The following is an 18,022-nucleotide window of genomic DNA, read 5'->3' on the forward strand; positions in this document are numbered from 1 at the left end:
TGGACATACTTTCGTGAGGAGCTCACCTAGAGTCGGGGTGCACCTTCTCTTTGCCGCGCCCGTGATCCAGCCCGACGGGCGACGGGTACCGCCGCACCCACGCCGCAGACGCCACGCGGTCTCAAAGGCCGAGCCCATGGGTTTTTCCCCCGATGTTCACAATCCGCGCCTGTGCGATCGGGAGCCCATCCACGTTCCCGGCGCGATACAGCCACACGGCGCGCTGCTGTCGGTCGACCACCTGGGTGTCGTCATCCAGCTCGCCGGCGACACGAGTCGCGCCGTCGGAGTGGCCCCGGAGGCCTTGCTCGGACAGCACATCGATGCACTGGTCGACAGCGAGGGACTGGCGCTCGCCAGCGCCATGGCCGAGCACGGCTCGGCGCTCCCGGGCTACGTGGCCCATTGGCGCCCCGAACCGCCGGGAGAAGGCCGATGGGACGTCACCGCGCACGCCAACCGGGAGGGGGCCATCATCGAGTTCGAACCGGCCGCACCGGCCCGCGTCGAAGCGGCGCAAGGCATGGCGCAACTCGCCAGGGCCGTCGCCTCGCTCGAGCGGCCCCAGGAACTGGACGAGCTCTTCGGCACCATGGCTGCCGAGGTCCGTCGCGCCACCGGGTTCGACCGGGTTCTGGTTTACCGCTTCATCGACGATGAAGCAGGCACGGTGGTCGCCGAGGCCCGTTCAGGCGCCCTGCCCTCGCTGCTGAACCACCGGTTCCCCGGCGCCGATATTCCCCGGCAGGCGCGCAGGCTGTATCTGCGCAACCGCTTCAGGATCATCCCGGACGCCCACTACGTACCCGCGCCGCTGCGATCGATCGACCCAGAGGCCACCCAGGCGCTCGACATGAGCGATTGCTCGCTGCGCAGCGTCTCGCCGGTGCACCTGCAGTACCTGAAGAACATGGGCGTGTCCTCGTCGATGTCCATCTCGGTGGTGGTCGACAACGTGCTCTGGGGCCTGGTCGCCTGCCATCACAGCGAACCGAAGCACGTGGCCTATGAGCTGCGCGAAGCCTGCCGGCACCTGGGACGGGTGTTTTCCCACCAGATCGAGGCCCGTGAGGAGACCCGGCATCACCGGCAGGCCGCCGGGCTGCGACAGCTTCGTACTGCCTGGCTCGACGAGCTGCGCCAGGCGCTCGATGCCGGCAACCCGGTGCAACTGGAGCTGGCAAGGCTGGCGGACATGGTGCCGTGCGATGGGGTCGCGCTGGTGACGCCCGGGCGGGTCGAGCTGGCCGGGCATACGCCCGGGGAAGCGGAGACGGTCGTGCTCGCCAGTTGGCTGCAGGAGCCGCTACGACACGATGTATTCGCCAGCCATCACCTGGCTCGCCAGCTGCCTGCGGCGGCGTCCTATGCCACGGAAGCCAGCGGCGTGCTGGCCACCGCGATCGGCGCCCCCCTTCCGGTCGTGCTGCTGTGGTTCCGGGTGGAGGAAATCGCCCGCGTCGTATGGGCCGGCAACCCGCACGAGTCCTGCGGCAGTGGGGACGTGCCCGCACGGCTGTCCCCACGGGCCTCCTTCGACAGCTGGAAACAGACCGTCCGCCAGACTGCCCGTCGCTGGACCCGTGCCGAAATGGGCGCCGCGCGCCAGCTGGGGCGCTCGCTCACCACCGTGCTCCAGCAACAGGCTCTGCGCGATCTGAACAACCGCCTGCGCGATGCGCTGGCCGAACAACAGTCGCTGGTGGCGCAAAAGAGTGTGCTGATGCAGGAAGTGCATCACCGGGTGCAGAACAGCCTGCAGATCGTCAACTCGATGCTCCAGCTGCAGGCACGCCAGACCAGCGATCCGGGGGTTCGCGGCCAGTTCCAGGGTGCGGTCAATCGACTGATGGCAGTAAGCGCGGTGCACCGGCACCTGTGGCGATCCAGTGATGCGCAGAACGTGCGGCTCGGGCCCTACCTCAAGGAGCTGTGCGCGGACCTCATGCGTTCGTGGGGCGAGGGCTGGTCCGGCCACGTGGCGGTCGAGGCCATCGACGTGGCGATTCCGAGCCAGGCGGCCGTGACCCTTGCGTTGCTGGCCACGGAGCTGCTGACCAACGCCGCCAAGTACGCGTACGCCGGCGCGCCGGGGCCGGTGGAAGTACGAGCCGATCGGGCAGCCGGCGGTGAACTGCGACTCGTGGTGCGCGACCACGGGCTCGGCATGCAGGGCGCAGTACGCGGCGGCGGCCTCGGCTCGAAGCTGATCCGCATTTTCACGGCCCAGCTTGGCGGGACGGCGGAAACCCGGACCGGGGCGGGCGGTACCACCGTGACGATCGTGGTCCCGCCGGTGCTTCTGCGCTTGCGCGCTTCCCCAAGCGGGCGGAGCCACCAATCGGCTCGCCCCATTACCGCGAGTGCGGGCGCCGACACCGCAGCAACCGGCTCTTCCACCTCGTAGCCTCTGCTTGGCGGGCGGCAGTAATCATCAACACGACCGCTTGGAGCACCGCGATAAGCCGATACCAAGCAAGCATGAAAAAGCCCGCCGGAGCGGGCTTTTTCACTTCTGTTTCGACGCCTTTTTTTTGGGCGCTCGAGGAGTCAGGGCATTTCTCTTCGAGATCTTAGCTAAGCCCTTGACCTCGTCGCCCAGCGTTATCGCGAGCTCGATAGTCGACGGATAGACTACGGGCAGTGTAAAAGGCCCCCAAGGCTGGCGTCCGGTCACCATAAGAACGAATTCGCGGGCCGCTCCATAGCATATCGACACCGCCGAATTCTTGTACTGATCGAGCGCTCGTTCGAGCATGCCGGCATTAGCAAACTGCGCAAGGGTGTCGTCATGGATGGTGAATCCTGCAAACATGAATAGCGCAATGTCATAGGGCATGCCATCGGACTCTGCTATTGCAATGGATAGGCTCGCACCCAGACGGTGAGCATTGACGAAATTTAGCTCCCCGTTTATTTCGACCTTGCACTCGACTTTATGGTCAGCCTCCCTGTAACCAGGGTTAGCGTCAACCTCGACCGATGTGTAGAAGCAGGTCTCAAGCTGCAAGGACATCGCAATCGCTCTCGCTGCCGTGGATATCATAGGAAGCGTTCGATTGCGGCCTCTCCTCGTGCGCCCTCCAAAGATCAGTCATGGGCTCACGCGCTACCTTGCGACCGCCTTCGAAGACCTCCGGCCACCACGCCACGGAATCCTCAGACGTGACCTTGAAGTGCAGTTTCCCGTGAGCACCTCGAACGAGGGCAACCATCGTTTCAATTGTGAGATTGCCGTCACCTCGGAGCGCCTTGCTAATGTAGGCCTGAGACGTTCCTACTCGAGACGAGAGCTCCTTTTGTGAGACTGACGCCCGCTCCATAAGCTCGTGAAGTTGGATAGAGAAATCGAGCTTGGCTGACTCCTGTGCGTAAACTAGCGTCTCACGAAGAGCTGCGAGATTTTGGATTACGTTGCTCATTTCTTCACCCTGGACACAATTCGGAATTTTCCCGCGGCCTTCGCTGCTTTGATCTGATCACGAAGGGCTACAGCGCGCGACACATCCCTTTGATGCGTGGTCTGCTGCTTTTTGTATATGGCATGGCTACAGATGAAGACTTCTCCCGAATCGCTGCTAAAGAAGAAGTAAACGCGCATGTCACCTTTGCGGAATTCATACAGGCTCTCCTTCTTGTTGGCCTCATGGAACAGGCGGACGCTCCGCATGCGACCGTTGTCCGCAACGACGGCGAACAAAGCGAGCATCTGCGTCGCGGCTTTGGCGATTGGGCCACCGTTGGCTCGATACTGATCCAGTTCTGTTTCCAGATCTGTCACATCGGCCCCATCTGGGAGATGAGCAACGATCCTGGCCCCTTTGCCCTCGGCAATCGCGACAAACTTCACGATCTTAACCTATAAGTTAAGTCTGCGCTCGCAGGATGCAAGTGCACGTGAAGGCCTCGGGGATGGTTGCATTCAGGCAGCCCGAGCACGCGGCTACTCGAACTTCTCAACCGCCCGCGCATAGCAGTACGGCACGAGCGTGAAGCCTATGGCCCCTGCGATGACAGCACACTGCTGCGGGGAGGAGATGCCGTCGGCGACGAAGGTGGCCCAAAAGATGCAGAGCAGGCTGAAGATCGAAAACAGCCAGACGACGAACCAAGCGAGCTTGTCGTGAAATGTCCGACGATTTGGTGTGTCCCCGCACATCGGGCAGGCAAGCGCACGCTTACTCATGCTGGCGCCGCAACAGGCGCACTTCTCCAGCTCCATTGGTCCCCCGTTGAGCTCCTATCCCCCTTGAGCGAAGGCTAGCCCAATGGTGCCCATCCATCACGTATGGGACACTGGATCGAACAGACCGAAACTCAAAGACAAAATGCTTTAAACCAGCAGCTTACATAAAGATATGGCGGAGAGAGTGGGAGAGGATTCTCTTCGAGCCCCGCCAACGCCTTGCGGCGCTTGGTCCTATCGGAAAGTTGACCTCCCGTGTTGACCAAGGTCCGCGAAACTTATCAAGAGAGCTCGCTCACACCAACCTAGCGCTCGGTAAAGTCCGTCACGTTCACATCGCCCATGCCACATGGAACCGGTAGTAAGCGAAGCGGCACAATGTCCCCCACGTTCATCGGGGGCTTGGAATATGACGACCGCACCATGGGAGCCGGACTGGGCCAACAGCGGCTGGACACCATTTGGCTGCAAGATTGCCCCGCTTGCTTTCCCCATCATGATCCAGCGCGCCCGCGAGGGGCGCCCGATAACCTACGAGGACCTGGCCGCCGAGATTGAGCGGCGCTACAAAATCCCGCAGCAGTTCCGGAAGAGCGCATATGGCGCGCCCGTGGGATTGGTCGGCCACAAGCTGGAAGAGCTCAGCGAGGTTTGGGGCCTACTCCTGCCCCCTCTGAACACTATCGTGATCAACAAGAGGGACAAGTGCGCCGGGAAAGGCGGCGATCCCCTGCTGAGAAACTACCTCAACGCCAAAGGCCAGCGTTTCAGCGCTAAGCGCCGCAAAGACCTCCACAGGATGGCCCGCGACATTGTCTTCGACTACGGCGAGCGTTGGGTTGCCGTTGCGGAGGCATTCTGCGCACCCATCCTGAAACCGGCCGCCGGGGGCAATCGCTCCGGCAAGCCGATGAAGCCCCTCAAGGTCAGCCAAGGGGGTGGAGAGGAGACGCTAGAGCACCGCAACCTGAAGGAGTGGGTGCGCAGTAACCCGGCCTTCCTTGCTCGCTTCGGCACGTTCAAATCCGGCGAAACTGAGTATCCGCTCTCTTCGGGCGATAGGTTGGACGTTTACTTCGGCACATCCGCGAAGCGCCTCGCCGTGGAGGTGAAGCCCAGCCATGCGTCGAAAATCGAGCTCCAGCGAGGCGTCTATCAAGTGGTGAAATACCGCGCGGTTATGCGGGCGGAGCAGGAGGCCCAATTGCTCATCCAGCAAGCCCAAGCCGTGCTCGTAACGACGACCGTGCCGGATCCCGAAAGTCGCGAGCTGATGCGCCGTTTGGGCGTCATCCACCTGACAGCGCCCAAACACGCAGAAGGCTAAGGGAGCCCCGCCAGTAAAAGAAAGGGGGCTTTCGCCCCCTTCCTCTTACTTCTCTTCGAAGTGATGGTTGTTCAGGCTGGGTGGGAACCGCTCGCCCCTCTGAACGTGCCGGTCGTAGCTGGAACCGGCATAAGTGTTGTCGTTGGTGTCCCTGTATTGGCCATACGTGGCCGTCTTGGGACATTCCTGGCCAGACCAGTATTTCTGCTTGCTGCTCATCAAGAAGCTCCTTCTGACAAGTGCCATGGCGCCAAGCAACAACGAGCTTGACGGGAGCAGAAGCTAATTCACGTGGTTCTCACATCCTGAGACGAGTCGCGTGAGGACGAGTCGTGAGCATCAGGCAGATCGCGCTGCTTTCCTTCCGCCACGGGGAGGCCGTCGCTTGCTCTCCCGACGAGACAGGTAGTCCTCATACCGTTGAGCAAACACGGGAAACGTCAGGCCGTAGATGCCACAAAACTCGCGGATTTGGACCAGGTCCACGCCTCGCCGACCGACCTCCACCGCACTGACATAGGTCTGCGGGCGGCCCAGCGCCGCAGCAGCCTCCGCCTGGGTCAGTCCCGCCTCCAAGCGCAAGTCGTGAAGCAGGAGAACGAGCTCCTCGTGCTCCGGCGTGTGGACTGTTGCTCGCTTCATGGCCGCCCCGTGTGGTCGGCCTCCAAGCTATTATCCGTATTGCATTTACGCGGAAGCCAGGATTTTACCTGCTTTACAGGTATAGGATTGCGGCACATCCACAGGGGAGTTCTTCATGCAGAAGCTTGGATTGGCGCTTGTAGGAACGCTGCTGGCGTTCGGCGCCCACGCCCAGGACAGCGGGCTCAAAGGTTTCCTCCACCGGGCCGGCTCCGCGATCACGCATACGGCCGCCAAGGTTCTCGGTAACCCAAGCCAAGGTTCCAACGGCCAGGTAGCGGGACCGGCCACAACCAATGGCTCGTATTACCGGCCGATCAAGCCGGCGAAGCCCAGCGACATCGTTGGCATCTTTGCGCACCACAAAGTCGGCGATGCGTGGCCGCGGGTGGCGGTGAAGTTCATCGAGGCCGGGACGCATCTGGCTTGCTGGACGGCCGTCGCCGAGGTTTGGCACTCAGTCAAGCGCCATCACCAGGAGAGGTTTCAAGTCTGTAACGCGCCGATCAGGTTTACGGACGCCGTGGGTCAGTCCCATTACATCACCGCGCCCGAGGACGCTGTCGGCAACGGCCAAGGCACGCTCCAGCTCACCATCGCACAGAACATCCAGGGCATTTCTCACATCAACACGGCTCCGGACGGCGTGCGCAACATGGGCCCCCTGCCCCCGTCGATGCTTTTCGACCTGGGGCCGGCGACGCAGTCCGGGCCGTTCGCGCACCAATACCACGAGGTCCTCATTCGGCTGATGTGGCTGACCGGCTGGATGAATCACGCCGATCCGGTTCTCGATACCCGCGCCGGCAAGACGCTGTGGATCGTCGGTGTCGATCCCGCGGGCAACCACGACCTTCACTAGGAGTAGCCATGACTGGATTGCTGACCTTCCTTGTGCTGCTGATCGTTGCTGGCGGTTTCGTCATTCATCACTTCGGCGCCAAGGCCAGTCGCGGGCCGGTGTTTGAGGTTCGCGAAGCTGGCGACTGGGCGACCCTTGTTGCCACGCCCTCCCCCCTTCCCTTCCGCATCACCGTGGTGTCCGCCGGGCTCGCAATTTTTCCCGCGTGGATTGTTGGCGGGATGATCTACGCCCGTAACCCGGACACTTCGGCCACGCCCATTGTTGGCTTCGTGACGTGGATCTTGGCGGGCATCGTCATCCGGCAGATGTGGCAGAGCTATCACGATCACCGCAGAAAGGTCGTGCGCGAACCGCTTGAAGTGTCCACCCAAGGTATCCGACTGGGTTCACAGACCATTCCGGCGGACCAGGTGCTGTCGGTGATCCGCAGCAACGCGCAGGACGGTCGCGTGGTGATCCTCGGTGGCAGCGGCATGGCGGCAGGTGTGGGGCACATGGCGGTCCAAACCCTGTCGCTCCTCACCCATGTGAGCCACACCGTTGAAGTGGATCACGTGGGGCGGCGAACGGTTCTCGCCGGCGGCCTTACGGAATCACAGGCCAACTCTGTGGCTTCGGAGATCGTCCGTCGCCTTCCGAATTTCGGTTAAGCCAATCTCATCTGGCGCGATTCGAGTCACTAGAATTCCCTGCTCACACAGGGAGAAATCAGGTGGCGAATTACGTCTTCAACATCGGCCGACCGGCCACATCCAGCTGGTGGCAGGAGAACCTCACCCGTGGCGTGATCACCGCAGGCTTCGACGCCGAAACCGGCGATCGCGGCGACCAGATCCTCAACGCCCTCAATGAGGGCGATTGGATCTTTGCTTACTGTAATGGGCCTGGGTTCGTCGGTGCCGGCCACGTGGGCGCTGCCGAGAGCTATTTGCTCCACCCGGATGTGCCGGCGGACTCACTGTCCAGCCACCAGCACGAGCGTGCGGTCGACTGGACCCATTACGTCTGGGAAGTATCCCGCGGCATTCGTGCCTCCAAGGTGGGCGCCCACCCTCCGAGACAAACTCGAGAGCACCTGGACGACGCCATCGCCAACCACTTGTTGGCCTTGCTGGCACAGCGTAGCGACAGGGGCAAATTTGGGCCGGGCTTCCAACCCAAGTATTGGCGTGTCCTGGAGGCTGTGCGGGCACTGGATGGTGCCGCGAGCATCAAGGACGTCACGGCGTGGCTGGCGGAACGTTATCCGCACGAGGACCATGGGGACGCCCGGGACAACGCCTGCCTGCTCACGGTCAACGATGCCAACCGCCGCCACCATGATCGGGGCCGCAAAAACTTCCGTAGCGACAAAGGCAACGCGAAAGATGCCCTCTTCCGTGTTGGTCGCTACCGGGATGTCAGCTACACCTTGTATTCGCCGGCCACGCATGGTGTCTGGGACCTGCGCGAGGCGGATGGACGCATCGAAGCTGTCCAGGTGGAAGTGAGTGCCAACGAGGCGGCCTGGGCCGAAGCCAGCTCGCAAGCGGCGTCCGAAGAACGACGCGCACCGATCACGTCCGACCACGACGCCCGCGTCCGGGTGCTCTACGCCATCGCCTTGCGCGAGGGCCAAGGTGAGTTCAAGGCGGCGCTGCTCGCGGCTTACGACAACTGTTGCGCGGTGACCGGCTGCGCGGTCACGGAGATCCTCGAGGCCGCGCACATCCGGCCGTTCCGCGGTGACCACACCAACCGCACGGACAACGGCTTGCTGCTCCGTGCTGACATCCACACGCTCTTCGATCGTGGCTTGCTCTGGGTGGATGAGGCGAACCGGGTTCAGATCGACGAGCGATTGTCCGCCAGCGAATACAGCGCCCTGCGTGGGAAGCCTCTTCAGCTCCCTCGCAACCCCAACGACCAGCCGCATCCCGAGCACCTGGCCTATCACCGTGTGGACGTAGCCGGGCAGTCCACATGAACGTGGAGCCAGCCGGCGATCCCTACCGGGAGGGCGACCTGGTTGAGGCCAGGTCTCACCCCCAGCACTGGTTCAATCGAGCCTCCGACCTTCGGGCGGCAGCTGGCGGGCTCTGGCTCGCCATGAGGCAAACGGACGCGACCAGCGCACTAGGCCTAGATCCAGGGTTCAACATGGCGCTCGCGACCCGTCCGGTGTATCACTTGCTGTGCGGCATGGCTTTGGAGGTCATTCTGAAAGCCGTGCTCGCCCAGCGCGGCCAACCGATCCGCGCCATTCATAGGTTGAATAACTTGGCCGATGAAGTTGGGCTCGATCGTTCCGATGCGGAGCGACAGCTGCTGCGCTATTACAGTGAAGTCCTCTATTGGGCCGGCAAATACCCCACGCCTAAGGATCCGACGGACGGGAAGTTGACCGATTACTTCGCACTCGCGGTGGACACCCTCACCATTCGGAAACCGCTGACCCCCGGCGCGCTCCTGGCCCAGGTGATCTCTTCTGGCGTTGATCATTGGGAGAGCTTCCACGCGTTGTGGCAGCGCGCGGCCGCATTGTTCGTATGCGCAGGCCTGGATGTGCGCGTGTTCGTGAAGGTGCCTGACACCGATTGACGGCGAACGCCTACAGGCACGTCCCTGAGACCTTGCCACCTTAGCGTTGCGGGAAGTCAGGCCTCAGGCCGATGCTCCGCAAAAAAGGCCGCCTTCACGGGCGGCCTTTTCTTTTGCTCAGACGCGCGCCAGAAAAATGGCTCAACAATGCGGCCTGACAAGCTTCGGTCGCGCTGACGGCTCGCTCGCCTCCCGAGCAAAAAAATGTGTTTGGCTCTAGCTCGCGGATTCCTGAGAACCGTGATGGGGCGCGCTTGACAGCCCTCAATCACGGGCTAGAACAAGGCTCCGTTCAGCTTCAGGAGCCTGGCTATGTAAAACCTTCTCGACCCACCACCGCTTTGTTTCCGGGGGTCGGAAACAAGAAAGGCCGAGAGCGCCAACTCTCGACCTTTCGATGACACGGTGTGGTGCCCCAACCGCACCCCTGTTCTAGTTTGCTTCCCCCTCCCTGTCAACTGTCGACGCGCAAGCGCGCGTGGCACGGGCATCTGCGCCCGAAATTGGCTCGCGGATGGGGCGCCGCGGGCGACAAGGAGTCGTTCGTGAAAGTGTTTGACGTTGTTCGCCTGATCCTCACCACTTCCCTCACCGACCGCGAGATCAGCGCTGCCGCTGGCGTGTCGAAGACGACCGTCGGCCGCTACCGGCGTTTGCTCAACGATCGCAAGCTGACGTGGGGCGCGCTGTCTGACTTGGGCCCCGAAGAAATGCGCCGGCGCCTCAATCGCCCGGCAAGCGGCGGCAGCCCCAAGCAGGTGCCCGACCTGTCGGTGCTCCACGAACAACTCCAAGCCAAGGGCATGACGCTGCAGCTCCTGTGGGAGGACTACCGGCGCGAGCATCCGCACGACGCCCTCTCCTACTCTCACTTGGCGGCCAAGCTGAAGCAGTATCGCGAGACGCTGCCTACGGTGATGCGCCAGCACCACGCGCCCGGCGAACGCGTCTTCGTGGACTACTCGGGCCTGCGCCCCTACTACCTGGACCCGACTACCCACGAGAAGGTCCACGTCGAACTGTTCGTCGGCGTGCTGGGCGCGAGCTCCCTGCTCTTCGCGACATGCTCGCCCACGCAGCAGGTGCCCGACTTCCTGAAAGCCCACGTGGCGATGTTCGACTATTTCGGTGGCGTGCCCGAGGTGCTCGTGCCGGACAACCTGAAGTCCGCGGTAATCGTGCCGGGACGCAAGCCGACCCTCCAGCGCTCCTACGCTGACTTGGCGCGGCACTATGGCGTGGCGGTGTTGCCGACCCGCCCGTCCCGCCCGCGCGACAAGGCCTCTGTGGAGGTGGGCGTGAAGTTTGCGCAGCAGCGCATCCTGGCGCGGCTGCGACACCAGCACTTTTATTCCTTGGACGAGCTCAATGCGGCCGTCGCTAAGTTGCTGGACGAGGCCAACGACCGACCCATGGTCAAGGATGGTCTCAGCCGCCGTCAGCGCTTCGAACAACTGGAACGGGCCACGCTGCGCCCGCTGCCGCCGGCCCCTTACGTGTTCGCCGAGTGGCTCGTGGTGCCCACGGTGCCGAAGGATTACCACGTTGCCGTGGCGGGGCACTTCTACTCGGTCCCTCATGCGCTGATCGGCAAGCGCGTTGAGGTGCGGCTGACCGACGACACCATCGAGGTCCGTCACGAAGGCAAGGTGGTGGCTCACCACACCCGCAGCACCATGACCGGCGGCCACACAACAGCTCGGACGCACCAGCCCGAAGCCCACCGCGCGCAGGCCGAACGGTCCATCGAAGGCATGCTGGCGTGGGCAAAAGAGGCCGGCCCGCACGTGCTGCGCTTCGTCCAGCAGCAGTTCGATCGCCCTCGCCCCTTCCTCGGCCTACCCGCCTGCGACAGCCTGCGGTCGCTCGCCAAAGTCCACGGCACCACGCCGGTGGACGAAGCCGCGCGCGCGGCCATCCAGCTGGGCTCGCCCAAGATCACGACGCTCAAGCGTCTGCTCGACAACCGCACCGCGGCGGCTAAAGCGCCACCTCCGCCGCGTGCGTCCAACGCACGTGGCGCGCGCTACTACGCCCATCAGGGTGAGGGGGCTCCATGTTGACCGATGCCGTGGATACGTTGAAGGAACTGAAGCTCGGCCCCATGGCCGAGCGCTTAAAGCAGTGGGCCAATGACCCTGCCAACCGAGCCAAGTCGCACGTGGAGTGCGTCCTGGCCCTGGCTCAGGCGCAAGCCCAGGCGACGGCGACGAAGCGCATGCGTCGCTTCCTGGATCAAGCCGATCTGCCGGTCCACATCACGCTGGAGGACGTCTGGGTCAGCGCAACGCGGGGCCTCTCGGCGGAAGTCCTGGGCAACCTCCGCACCTGCGACTGGGTGCGGCTGGGCCACACGTTGGTGATCACCGGCAATTCCCAGGTGGGCAAGACCTACCTTGCCGGCGCCCTGGCGCGGGAAGCGGCGTTGGCGAGGCTCTCGGTCGCCTACTGGCGTGTGCCGGAGTTGCTGGCCGCGTGTGCGATCGAGAAGGAGCACGGCACGTGGCCAACGTTTCTCAAGCGGCTCGCGCGGGTGAAACTCTTAGTGTTGGACGACTTTGCGACCGAGCGAGCGGACACCCCACAAAGCCACCTACTCCGCCAATTGCTCGACGTGCGCCATCGACACCGCCAAGCGGTCCTAGTCGTCTCGCCCAACGCGGTCGAGGACTGGGACACCTACTTCGAGGATCCCACGGCCGCGGACGCGATCTTCGGTCGACTGTTGGAACGCTCGCAGCCCATCACGCTCAAGCGTATGCCCCGCAGCGCACGGCGCTGATTTTTCGAATCTCGCCCGATTGGCCGCCAGCTCTGGCACAGGCTGACTCAGATCGATGACGCGGATGTGTGCCTGACCGCGCTCGAAACCTACCCCTTAGCGTTCCCAACACTCCGTTCTGGTGGCCAGTCTGTTCCAGACTGAAGGCCACCCGCGGGGCTGTTCTCCATCGATAAGGAAGCATCCCACCAGGCTGAGCGCTCAGGCGGGAATGGCATGGCTACGCCGTTTGTGGGGGTTGTGGCCAGCTTGTTTCAGACTGGATGGTCAGGTGGATCAGAATATCCACTTGGAAAATCTTCCACTGAGTGACCGCTAGTCTGAGACAGACTGGCCGCCATAACTGGCAACCTGGCCACTGCCCCGTAGAGATGCCTTAACCTTGCCCCACAGGAATGGGGGCCACGATGGCACTGATCAACGACTTCGCGCGGTTCACACAATGGCTGGGGGCGCGTCAGCCTTCCGAGGATGTGCGCAAAACTTGCGCTGTCGTAGAGGCTAACTTAGCGCACGTTGCTCGAACGACCCACGCCGGCGGCCAGCGATCGCGCCTGCTTGTGCCATTGCTTCGCGCAGGTATGGACCAAGCGGTTGTGGTTGACCAGGCAGCCGCTCCCACGCAAGTAGGCGTCGAATGGGACAAGCTGACCAGTCTCGAGATCGGCCCTTTTCGCGGCTTCCGTCGTAAAGAAGTCTTCGACCTATGTGGCGCCACAACGCTAATCCTCGGCGGCAATGGAACCGGTAAGAGCAGCTTGTGTGAAGCGCTGGAGCTTGCCCTTCTGGGCCGCATCGAAGAGGCGGATGAGCGCGGCTTGGGAGCAAAGCACTATTTCAACAACGCCCATGAGGGCAAACACAAGCAACCCGTGCTTCTCGGCAGCCTGAAAGGAGCCTCTACTGAAATCAAACCTGACGAAGAGCTTCACCGGTTTATCATCGTCGAGCGTAATCGCATCGAGGGTTTCGCCAGGATCGGTGCTCGGCGGCCTGCGGAAGCCTCCCGCATGCTGGCCGCCTTGTTTGGGCTTACGGCCTTTAACGACTTCGTCAGCGGGTTCGCCTCCTCCCTGGATAGCCAGCTGGACCTCGCCCTCCCTAAGGCCGCGGCTCTCGAATTGCGCCGCGCTGCCACTCAGGCGGACCAAGCAAAGGTGGCATCGACCGCTGAGAGCCACGGAAAGTTCGATGAGGAACGCGCAGCGGTTGCCGCCGGATTTGAGCCCGGGCTGACATACGCCGACCTTAAGGCGCGGATTGGCACACAAGCGGCCCCGGGGCGCCTCCAGGAAATCCGGGACATCCTAAAAAATCCGTTGCCGGCGCTGACAGGGAGCAGCGCTAGCAAATTGGTCACTCTGCGCCGAGATCTTCGCGATATACAGCGCCAGCTCAAGCAAGCACGGGCGAAGCTAGAGGCTCGCAGCCGAGAGGTTTCCTTTCGCAGTCTGTATCAGGCTGTCGTAGCGTTGGAGGCAACACGGGCTGATCGGTGCCCGGCCTGCGAAACTCCGCTGGATCAGGTGGCAACTAACCCGTTCCGTCGCGCCACTGATGGTCTTCAGGCACTACGAGAGCTCGCGCTGCTGGAACAACAGGCCATCGAGTTGGACCGCCGATCTGCGCTAAGCCAGGCCGCCCTAGAACAAGGGATCCGGCAAGTCATAGGCCATGCGGAGCGGCTGCCTACTGACAAGCAGCTGGCTCCATTGGATCAGCCGCTAAGCAACTACCGGTCAAAGGAGTGGCGCCAAGTCTTGGTAGCTGCCAAGGTCTTAGGGGAACTGGACGCTAAGTTGGCAGCGGAGCAGACGCAGCGGGACGCGTTATCCGCCGAAGCAGAGAAACTCCAGGGCGCTCGAAACGCGCTGATCGATATCCAAGGGCGACAGACCCAGTTCGACGCGGATGTGGCAGCAGCGCGAGAGCGGTTGGCCGCCTTCGAACGAGAAAACGCGGAACTTCTGAAGGAGGTCGAGGCGGAGGCCGCCGAGCACCAGGTGAAGTTGAGGATCCAGAAGGCCTACGCCGAGTTTCTTGATGAGCTCAAAAGTTATCGAGACGGACTCCCTCAACAGCTCTTGGCGGATTTGAACGAGGTCGCGCTTGACCTCTACAACTCATTCAACCTCGAAGACCAGCCGGCCGATTTGCTCGAAGAACTGCGGCTGCCACTACGGGGTGGGGACCCGATACAAGTCCGTTTCCGGGGCACACCCGACCGTTGGCAAGATGCCTTGGCTATCTTGAGTGAGGGTCATGTTCGTTGCCTCGGGCTCGCCATCCTGCTGGCGAAGAACATCAAGCTCGGCCTGCCCGTCTTGCTGCTGGACGACGCGGTGAACGCCATTGACCACGATCATCGGGAAGGCATCCGCACAACGCTTTTCGGCCACCCAGAGCTCGTGAAGAAGCAGCTGATCATCAGTTGCCACAGCGACGAGTTCATCAAAGACATCCACAACCGCCATGCGCAAGACGCAGAGCTTTACATTCTCCGCCACCATGACGGCGACCACCATCCTCGCGTGAGCGGGGGAAAGACGCGCAACTACATCAAGCAGGCGGATGCTTGCTTGGCCGACTACAACTTGCGGGGAGCTCTGTCCCACTCTCGCCAAGCGCTCGAGGGACTTCTCCACCAAATGTGGAAAAAGCTGGCGAAAGAGGCTCCTGACGTTGCGCGCTTCTCGCTAGAGCTGCGAGGTCCGGGCGCCCCACCGGATACAAGGAACGTCGCTGAGGTGTTGCTCAGCCGGATAACGAAGGCCCTGAGCGCTGGCACGCTGAAGGCCCCATGGGATCTCCGGGGGGACCAGCTAGACCTGATCCTTAAGGCCAAGGTGAACTCTCGGGCGTGGATCTCCTTAAATAAGGGCACGCATGAAGAAGAAGATCGAGACGATTTCGAAGAGCCTACCGTGCGTCGAATACTTCAAGCCCTGACCGCTATAGACCGCTCTCTGCGATAACTTCGGTGCGTGAGGCTAGAAGTAACGCAGCTCGCTCACCCGGTTGCTCCCGGCCGCCTCCTCGGCTCTAACGTCAGAGCTCTGTCTGGCCTGCCCGAGGTCTGCGGTGCCACCGCAGGCACCGCCCCCGCGGCCTGGATCCATTCCCGTTCGTCCTCGTGCGCCGCGGTGAGCAAGGCGCGCAGAGACCCCTCGTCGGTGTTCCGGATGCTGACCAGCAGCAGGCGCAGCCGGTTCATCAGGCTGGCGTGTTCGTTGCCCAGCCGGAAACCCTCCTGATCGAACACCAGGATCTGCCGGTCGTGGGAAGCAATCGCTGACTCCATTTCCGCAATGCGGTCCTGCCGCGCCTCCACCGCGCGGTTCAAGATCCGCCACTCGACTGGCTTGCCATCGCCACCTCGGGCCTTGGCCGCTCTCATCCGCCATGGATGCGCGGCCTCCCATTCCTGGACGCGGGTGCGGGCGGCATCGCGCTCATCGCGAACACGATCGAGGCGATAGACCACCTCAAGCTTGGCCGCCACCCGGCGTCCGCGCGCCTCGTCGTGCTGACGGAACCTGGCCAGCCATTCCCGCAGGGAGACGAACACCTTTTCGACCAGCCGAACCAGGCGCAAGACCTTGTTGTAGGCAGCGTGCTCCTTGGGATCCTCCGGCGCCTCGTCCATTTCACGAAAACGCGCGAGTAGCGAGCCCGGAGGCCCTTCGATGAAGTCGGTGAAAGGTGATCTGGTCTCCCCTGTGGTTGCCGCTGATCGCTGAGCCTGCCCTTCTGGCGCTTCCGCTTTCGACACCGTCTTGACCAGCTGCCACTCCAAGGCCTCGCCATCCGTCGTCTGGATAACGCCTGGCAAAGGGCTGGCAGAAGGTTGAGGGTCGGAACCTTTTGTGGCGGCTTCCCGCTGGCGATCTGCAGCGGCCTGGGCGCGTTGCGCTTCGAGCACGATCGCGTGCGCCGCCTTGGCAAGCTCGGACGGCAGAATGATGTCCCCACGCAGCTCCGCGCCCTTGCGCGTGAAGAAGCCTTTCCGCTCCATCGCGGTTACCGCCTGGCCGAGCGTCCGTTGCGGCGGGATCGGCAAGTCTAGCCGCGCGTAGCTCCGATGGTCGTAGTCGGCCGTCAGCCCCCGCTCGGACGTGTAGCGGTTGGCGAGATCGGCCCATTTCGCGTTGAGTTGCTCCAGGAACGCACCGGAGCTGTTCTTGTTCGAGAGCATGGTCAATTTCGAGCCAAGCCCCCACTCGCCTTTCCCCTCCTCGCCTTCAATCTGTTCGAGCTTTCTCGTCGGGAAATACAAGTGGGCGTGGTAGCCCTGCTTTTCCTTCGGCTTTACGTTGCCAAGCGCGTCGACGTCCGCATCTCGGTGAAGCCCCAAGGACACCGCGGTGGTGAGCGCGTCGGCGATGTAGCGCGCCATCGCCTCGGCCATGTCGCCGGCTTGCTCATCAGTCAAGCCAAAAGGGATCGGGATGCGATAGTCGCGCGCGACCTGCGCGTCTTTGCGCTTCTCGGCGGCTTCCGCGCGGTTCCAGAGCTCATCCGGGTCCGTGGCCCACTCAGGCGCACCCGGTGGCGCCACGGTGACGGCACGCACGATTTCCTCGCCGAGCTTGCGCTTGCGGAAGTCGTGCCACGTGCCTGTGCGGCGATCGTAGAGACGCAGGCCAAGACGGTAAGCCACGCCAGCGACGGCCGCGTGGCCGGCACCGCGTGAGTGGGTTTCCAAGTGGGGGCGGGCATGACGAGACACGTTGATCCTCCTTGATCCAGTCACCTTTCGGCGACCACCGGTCATCCTGAGCAAAACTGACAGCGCGGCGGGCCAGCTTCATGCCCGCCCCCACGGAAACATCCAAGCAGAACTCGGGGTTGCGTCAAGCCCAGCAGTCACGAAGGCTGCTGGAAGTATCACCCAGTGAGACGGCTGTCTCGGAACATCCGATGCCAAGCGCGCGTCGGGAATGCCTTAGCATCGGTAAACACCAGCGTGACGTGATCGATGGATCGCGAGGACAGGGACATGGAAGAACAACAAGGAACCGTTGACCAGAAGCCAACGGCCAAACCGTCGCCGGTCGAACCGGTGTTCGGTCTCTTGGAATGGCTCGCGAAAGTGTCGGTGCCACTCGGTGCGATGTTGCTGGCGGTCGCGGCTCTCTACTGGCTCGAGTTCATCAAGCTCTACGCGCTGCCCGTGGACTTTTCTTCCTCGGGCACGCTTTCAGGGCTGCCAGCGCTCGCCGCGGTGATCGCTGCGTTGGTTGGTTTGATGGCCATGTCGGCATTGATGCCCATCATGGCGCTCGTCTATCCCCTTGATTCAGAGGGTCACACGCTAATCCACACGCATCAGATGGCCGCTGCTGGCGATTCTGGAACGAAGTGGAGCGGTAGCCTCGGACAGCGATGGATCATCCTTGCCATCGCTCTGACAGTTCTCTGGCCACTTGTCGTCGGTGCTCTGTCTCTGCTTCCAGGGATAAAGGGGTTTCTGTGGGGCTTCTTCGGCCCGGCCATGGTCGTCTCTTACCTCTTCATCCTGCCCATCTATCGTCGGGCGACGACCAGGGAGTGGCCACCATTTGACGTCACCATGATCTTCATATCAGGGGTGAGCACCCAGCTGATGCTTACCTTCGGGGTGTTCTACGTGGCGGTGAA

Annotated in this window: 17 protein-coding genes; 10 read left to right on the forward strand and 7 right to left on the reverse strand. The window is 62.6% G+C overall.

What is annotated here, in order from left to right; all coding sequences use genetic code 11:
• Positions 1-136 precede the first annotated feature (136 nt).
• Positions 137-2,407, forward strand: coding sequence for a histidine kinase dimerization/phosphoacceptor domain -containing protein (locus VFH59_RS11135; RefSeq protein WP_325164964.1), 2,271 nt, complete (start codon positions 137-139; stop codon positions 2,405-2,407).
• Positions 2,408-2,509: 102 nt separating this feature from the next.
• On the opposite strand, the gene VFH59_RS11140 is transcribed toward VFH59_RS11135, so the two are convergent.
• From VFH59_RS11140 to VFH59_RS11155, 4 genes are all read right to left on the reverse strand, one after another.
• A complete protein-coding gene (locus tag VFH59_RS11140; protein WP_325164965.1) occupies positions 2,510-3,016 on the reverse strand; it encodes a hypothetical protein in 507 nt (168 codons plus the stop codon).
• Positions 3,000-3,422 (reverse strand): helix-turn-helix transcriptional regulator, encoded by a 423-nt coding sequence (locus VFH59_RS11145; protein ID WP_325164966.1) that lies wholly within the window; start codon positions 3,420-3,422, stop codon positions 3,000-3,002. The genes VFH59_RS11140 and VFH59_RS11145 overlap by 17 nt, the downstream gene beginning before the upstream one ends.
• Positions 3,419-3,850, reverse strand: coding sequence for a type II toxin-antitoxin system RelE/ParE family toxin (locus VFH59_RS11150; protein WP_325164967.1), 432 nt, complete (start codon positions 3,848-3,850; stop codon positions 3,419-3,421). Before VFH59_RS11150 ends, VFH59_RS11145 begins: the two co-directional genes overlap by 4 nt.
• A gap of 93 nt (positions 3,851-3,943) precedes the next feature.
• A complete protein-coding gene (locus VFH59_RS11155) occupies positions 3,944-4,222 on the reverse strand; it encodes a hypothetical protein (protein WP_325164968.1) in 279 nt (92 codons plus the stop codon).
• A 373-nt stretch (positions 4,223-4,595) separates the two neighbouring features.
• On the opposite strand from VFH59_RS11155, the gene VFH59_RS11160 reads away from it, so the two are divergent.
• Positions 4,596-5,513: a hypothetical protein gene (locus VFH59_RS11160; RefSeq protein WP_325164969.1), complete on the forward strand. Its 918-nt coding sequence runs from the start codon at positions 4,596-4,598 to the stop codon at positions 5,511-5,513.
• A 45-nt stretch (positions 5,514-5,558) separates the two neighbouring features.
• On the opposite strand, the gene VFH59_RS11165 is transcribed toward VFH59_RS11160, so the two are convergent.
• Both VFH59_RS11165 and VFH59_RS11170 read right to left on the reverse strand, forming a co-directional pair.
• Complete coding sequence (locus VFH59_RS11165) at positions 5,559-5,732, reverse strand: hypothetical protein (RefSeq protein ID WP_325164970.1); 174 nt, start codon at positions 5,730-5,732, stop codon at positions 5,559-5,561.
• Positions 5,733-5,852: 120 nt separating this feature from the next.
• The gene (locus tag VFH59_RS11170; RefSeq protein WP_325164971.1) at positions 5,853-6,155 is read right to left on the reverse strand and encodes a helix-turn-helix transcriptional regulator; all 303 of its coding nucleotides are present in this window, start codon (positions 6,153-6,155) and stop codon (positions 5,853-5,855) included.
• Positions 6,156-6,270: 115 nt separating this feature from the next.
• On the opposite strand from VFH59_RS11170, the gene VFH59_RS11175 reads away from it, so the two are divergent.
• From VFH59_RS11175 to VFH59_RS11205, 7 genes are all read left to right on the forward strand, one after another.
• Complete coding sequence (locus VFH59_RS11175; protein WP_325164972.1) at positions 6,271-7,017, forward strand: hypothetical protein; 747 nt, start codon at positions 6,271-6,273, stop codon at positions 7,015-7,017.
• Between the two features lie 8 nt (positions 7,018-7,025).
• Entirely contained in the window at positions 7,026-7,670 is a 645-nt protein-coding gene (locus VFH59_RS11180; protein WP_325164973.1) for a hypothetical protein, read from the forward strand.
• A gap of 62 nt (positions 7,671-7,732) precedes the next feature.
• On the forward strand, positions 7,733-8,986 hold the full coding sequence (locus tag VFH59_RS11185; protein WP_325164974.1) for an HNH endonuclease: 1,254 nt from the start codon (positions 7,733-7,735) through the stop codon (positions 8,984-8,986).
• A 173-nt stretch (positions 8,987-9,159) separates the two neighbouring features.
• Positions 9,160-9,600: a hypothetical protein gene (locus tag VFH59_RS11190; protein ID WP_325164975.1), complete on the forward strand. Its 441-nt coding sequence runs from the start codon at positions 9,160-9,162 to the stop codon at positions 9,598-9,600.
• A gap of 545 nt (positions 9,601-10,145) precedes the next feature.
• Positions 10,146-11,663, forward strand: a complete 1,518-nt coding sequence (gene istA, locus VFH59_RS11195) for an IS21 family transposase (protein ID WP_325164976.1) — start codon at positions 10,146-10,148, stop codon at positions 11,661-11,663.
• Positions 11,657-12,382, forward strand: a complete 726-nt coding sequence (locus tag VFH59_RS11200) for an ATP-binding protein (RefSeq protein ID WP_325164977.1) — start codon at positions 11,657-11,659, stop codon at positions 12,380-12,382. The genes istA and VFH59_RS11200 overlap by 7 nt, the downstream gene beginning before the upstream one ends.
• A gap of 407 nt (positions 12,383-12,789) precedes the next feature.
• Complete coding sequence (locus VFH59_RS11205) at positions 12,790-15,357, forward strand: AAA family ATPase (protein ID WP_325164978.1); 2,568 nt, start codon at positions 12,790-12,792, stop codon at positions 15,355-15,357.
• Between the two features lie 35 nt (positions 15,358-15,392).
• Here the strand turns inward: VFH59_RS11205 and VFH59_RS11210 are convergent, their stop codons facing one another.
• Positions 15,393-17,111, reverse strand: a complete 1,719-nt coding sequence (locus tag VFH59_RS11210; RefSeq protein ID WP_325164979.1) for a MobA/MobL family protein — start codon at positions 17,109-17,111, stop codon at positions 15,393-15,395.
• Positions 17,112-17,381: 270 nt separating this feature from the next.
• Here VFH59_RS11210 and VFH59_RS11215 point away from each other — a divergent pair.
• Positions 17,382-18,022 (forward strand): hypothetical protein (locus VFH59_RS11215; protein WP_325164980.1); only part of this gene is annotated, 641 nt, incomplete at its 3' end.

Source organism: Frateuria sp., assembly GCF_035695185.1.
Lineage (GTDB): Bacteria > Pseudomonadota > Gammaproteobacteria > Xanthomonadales > Rhodanobacteraceae > Frateuria_A.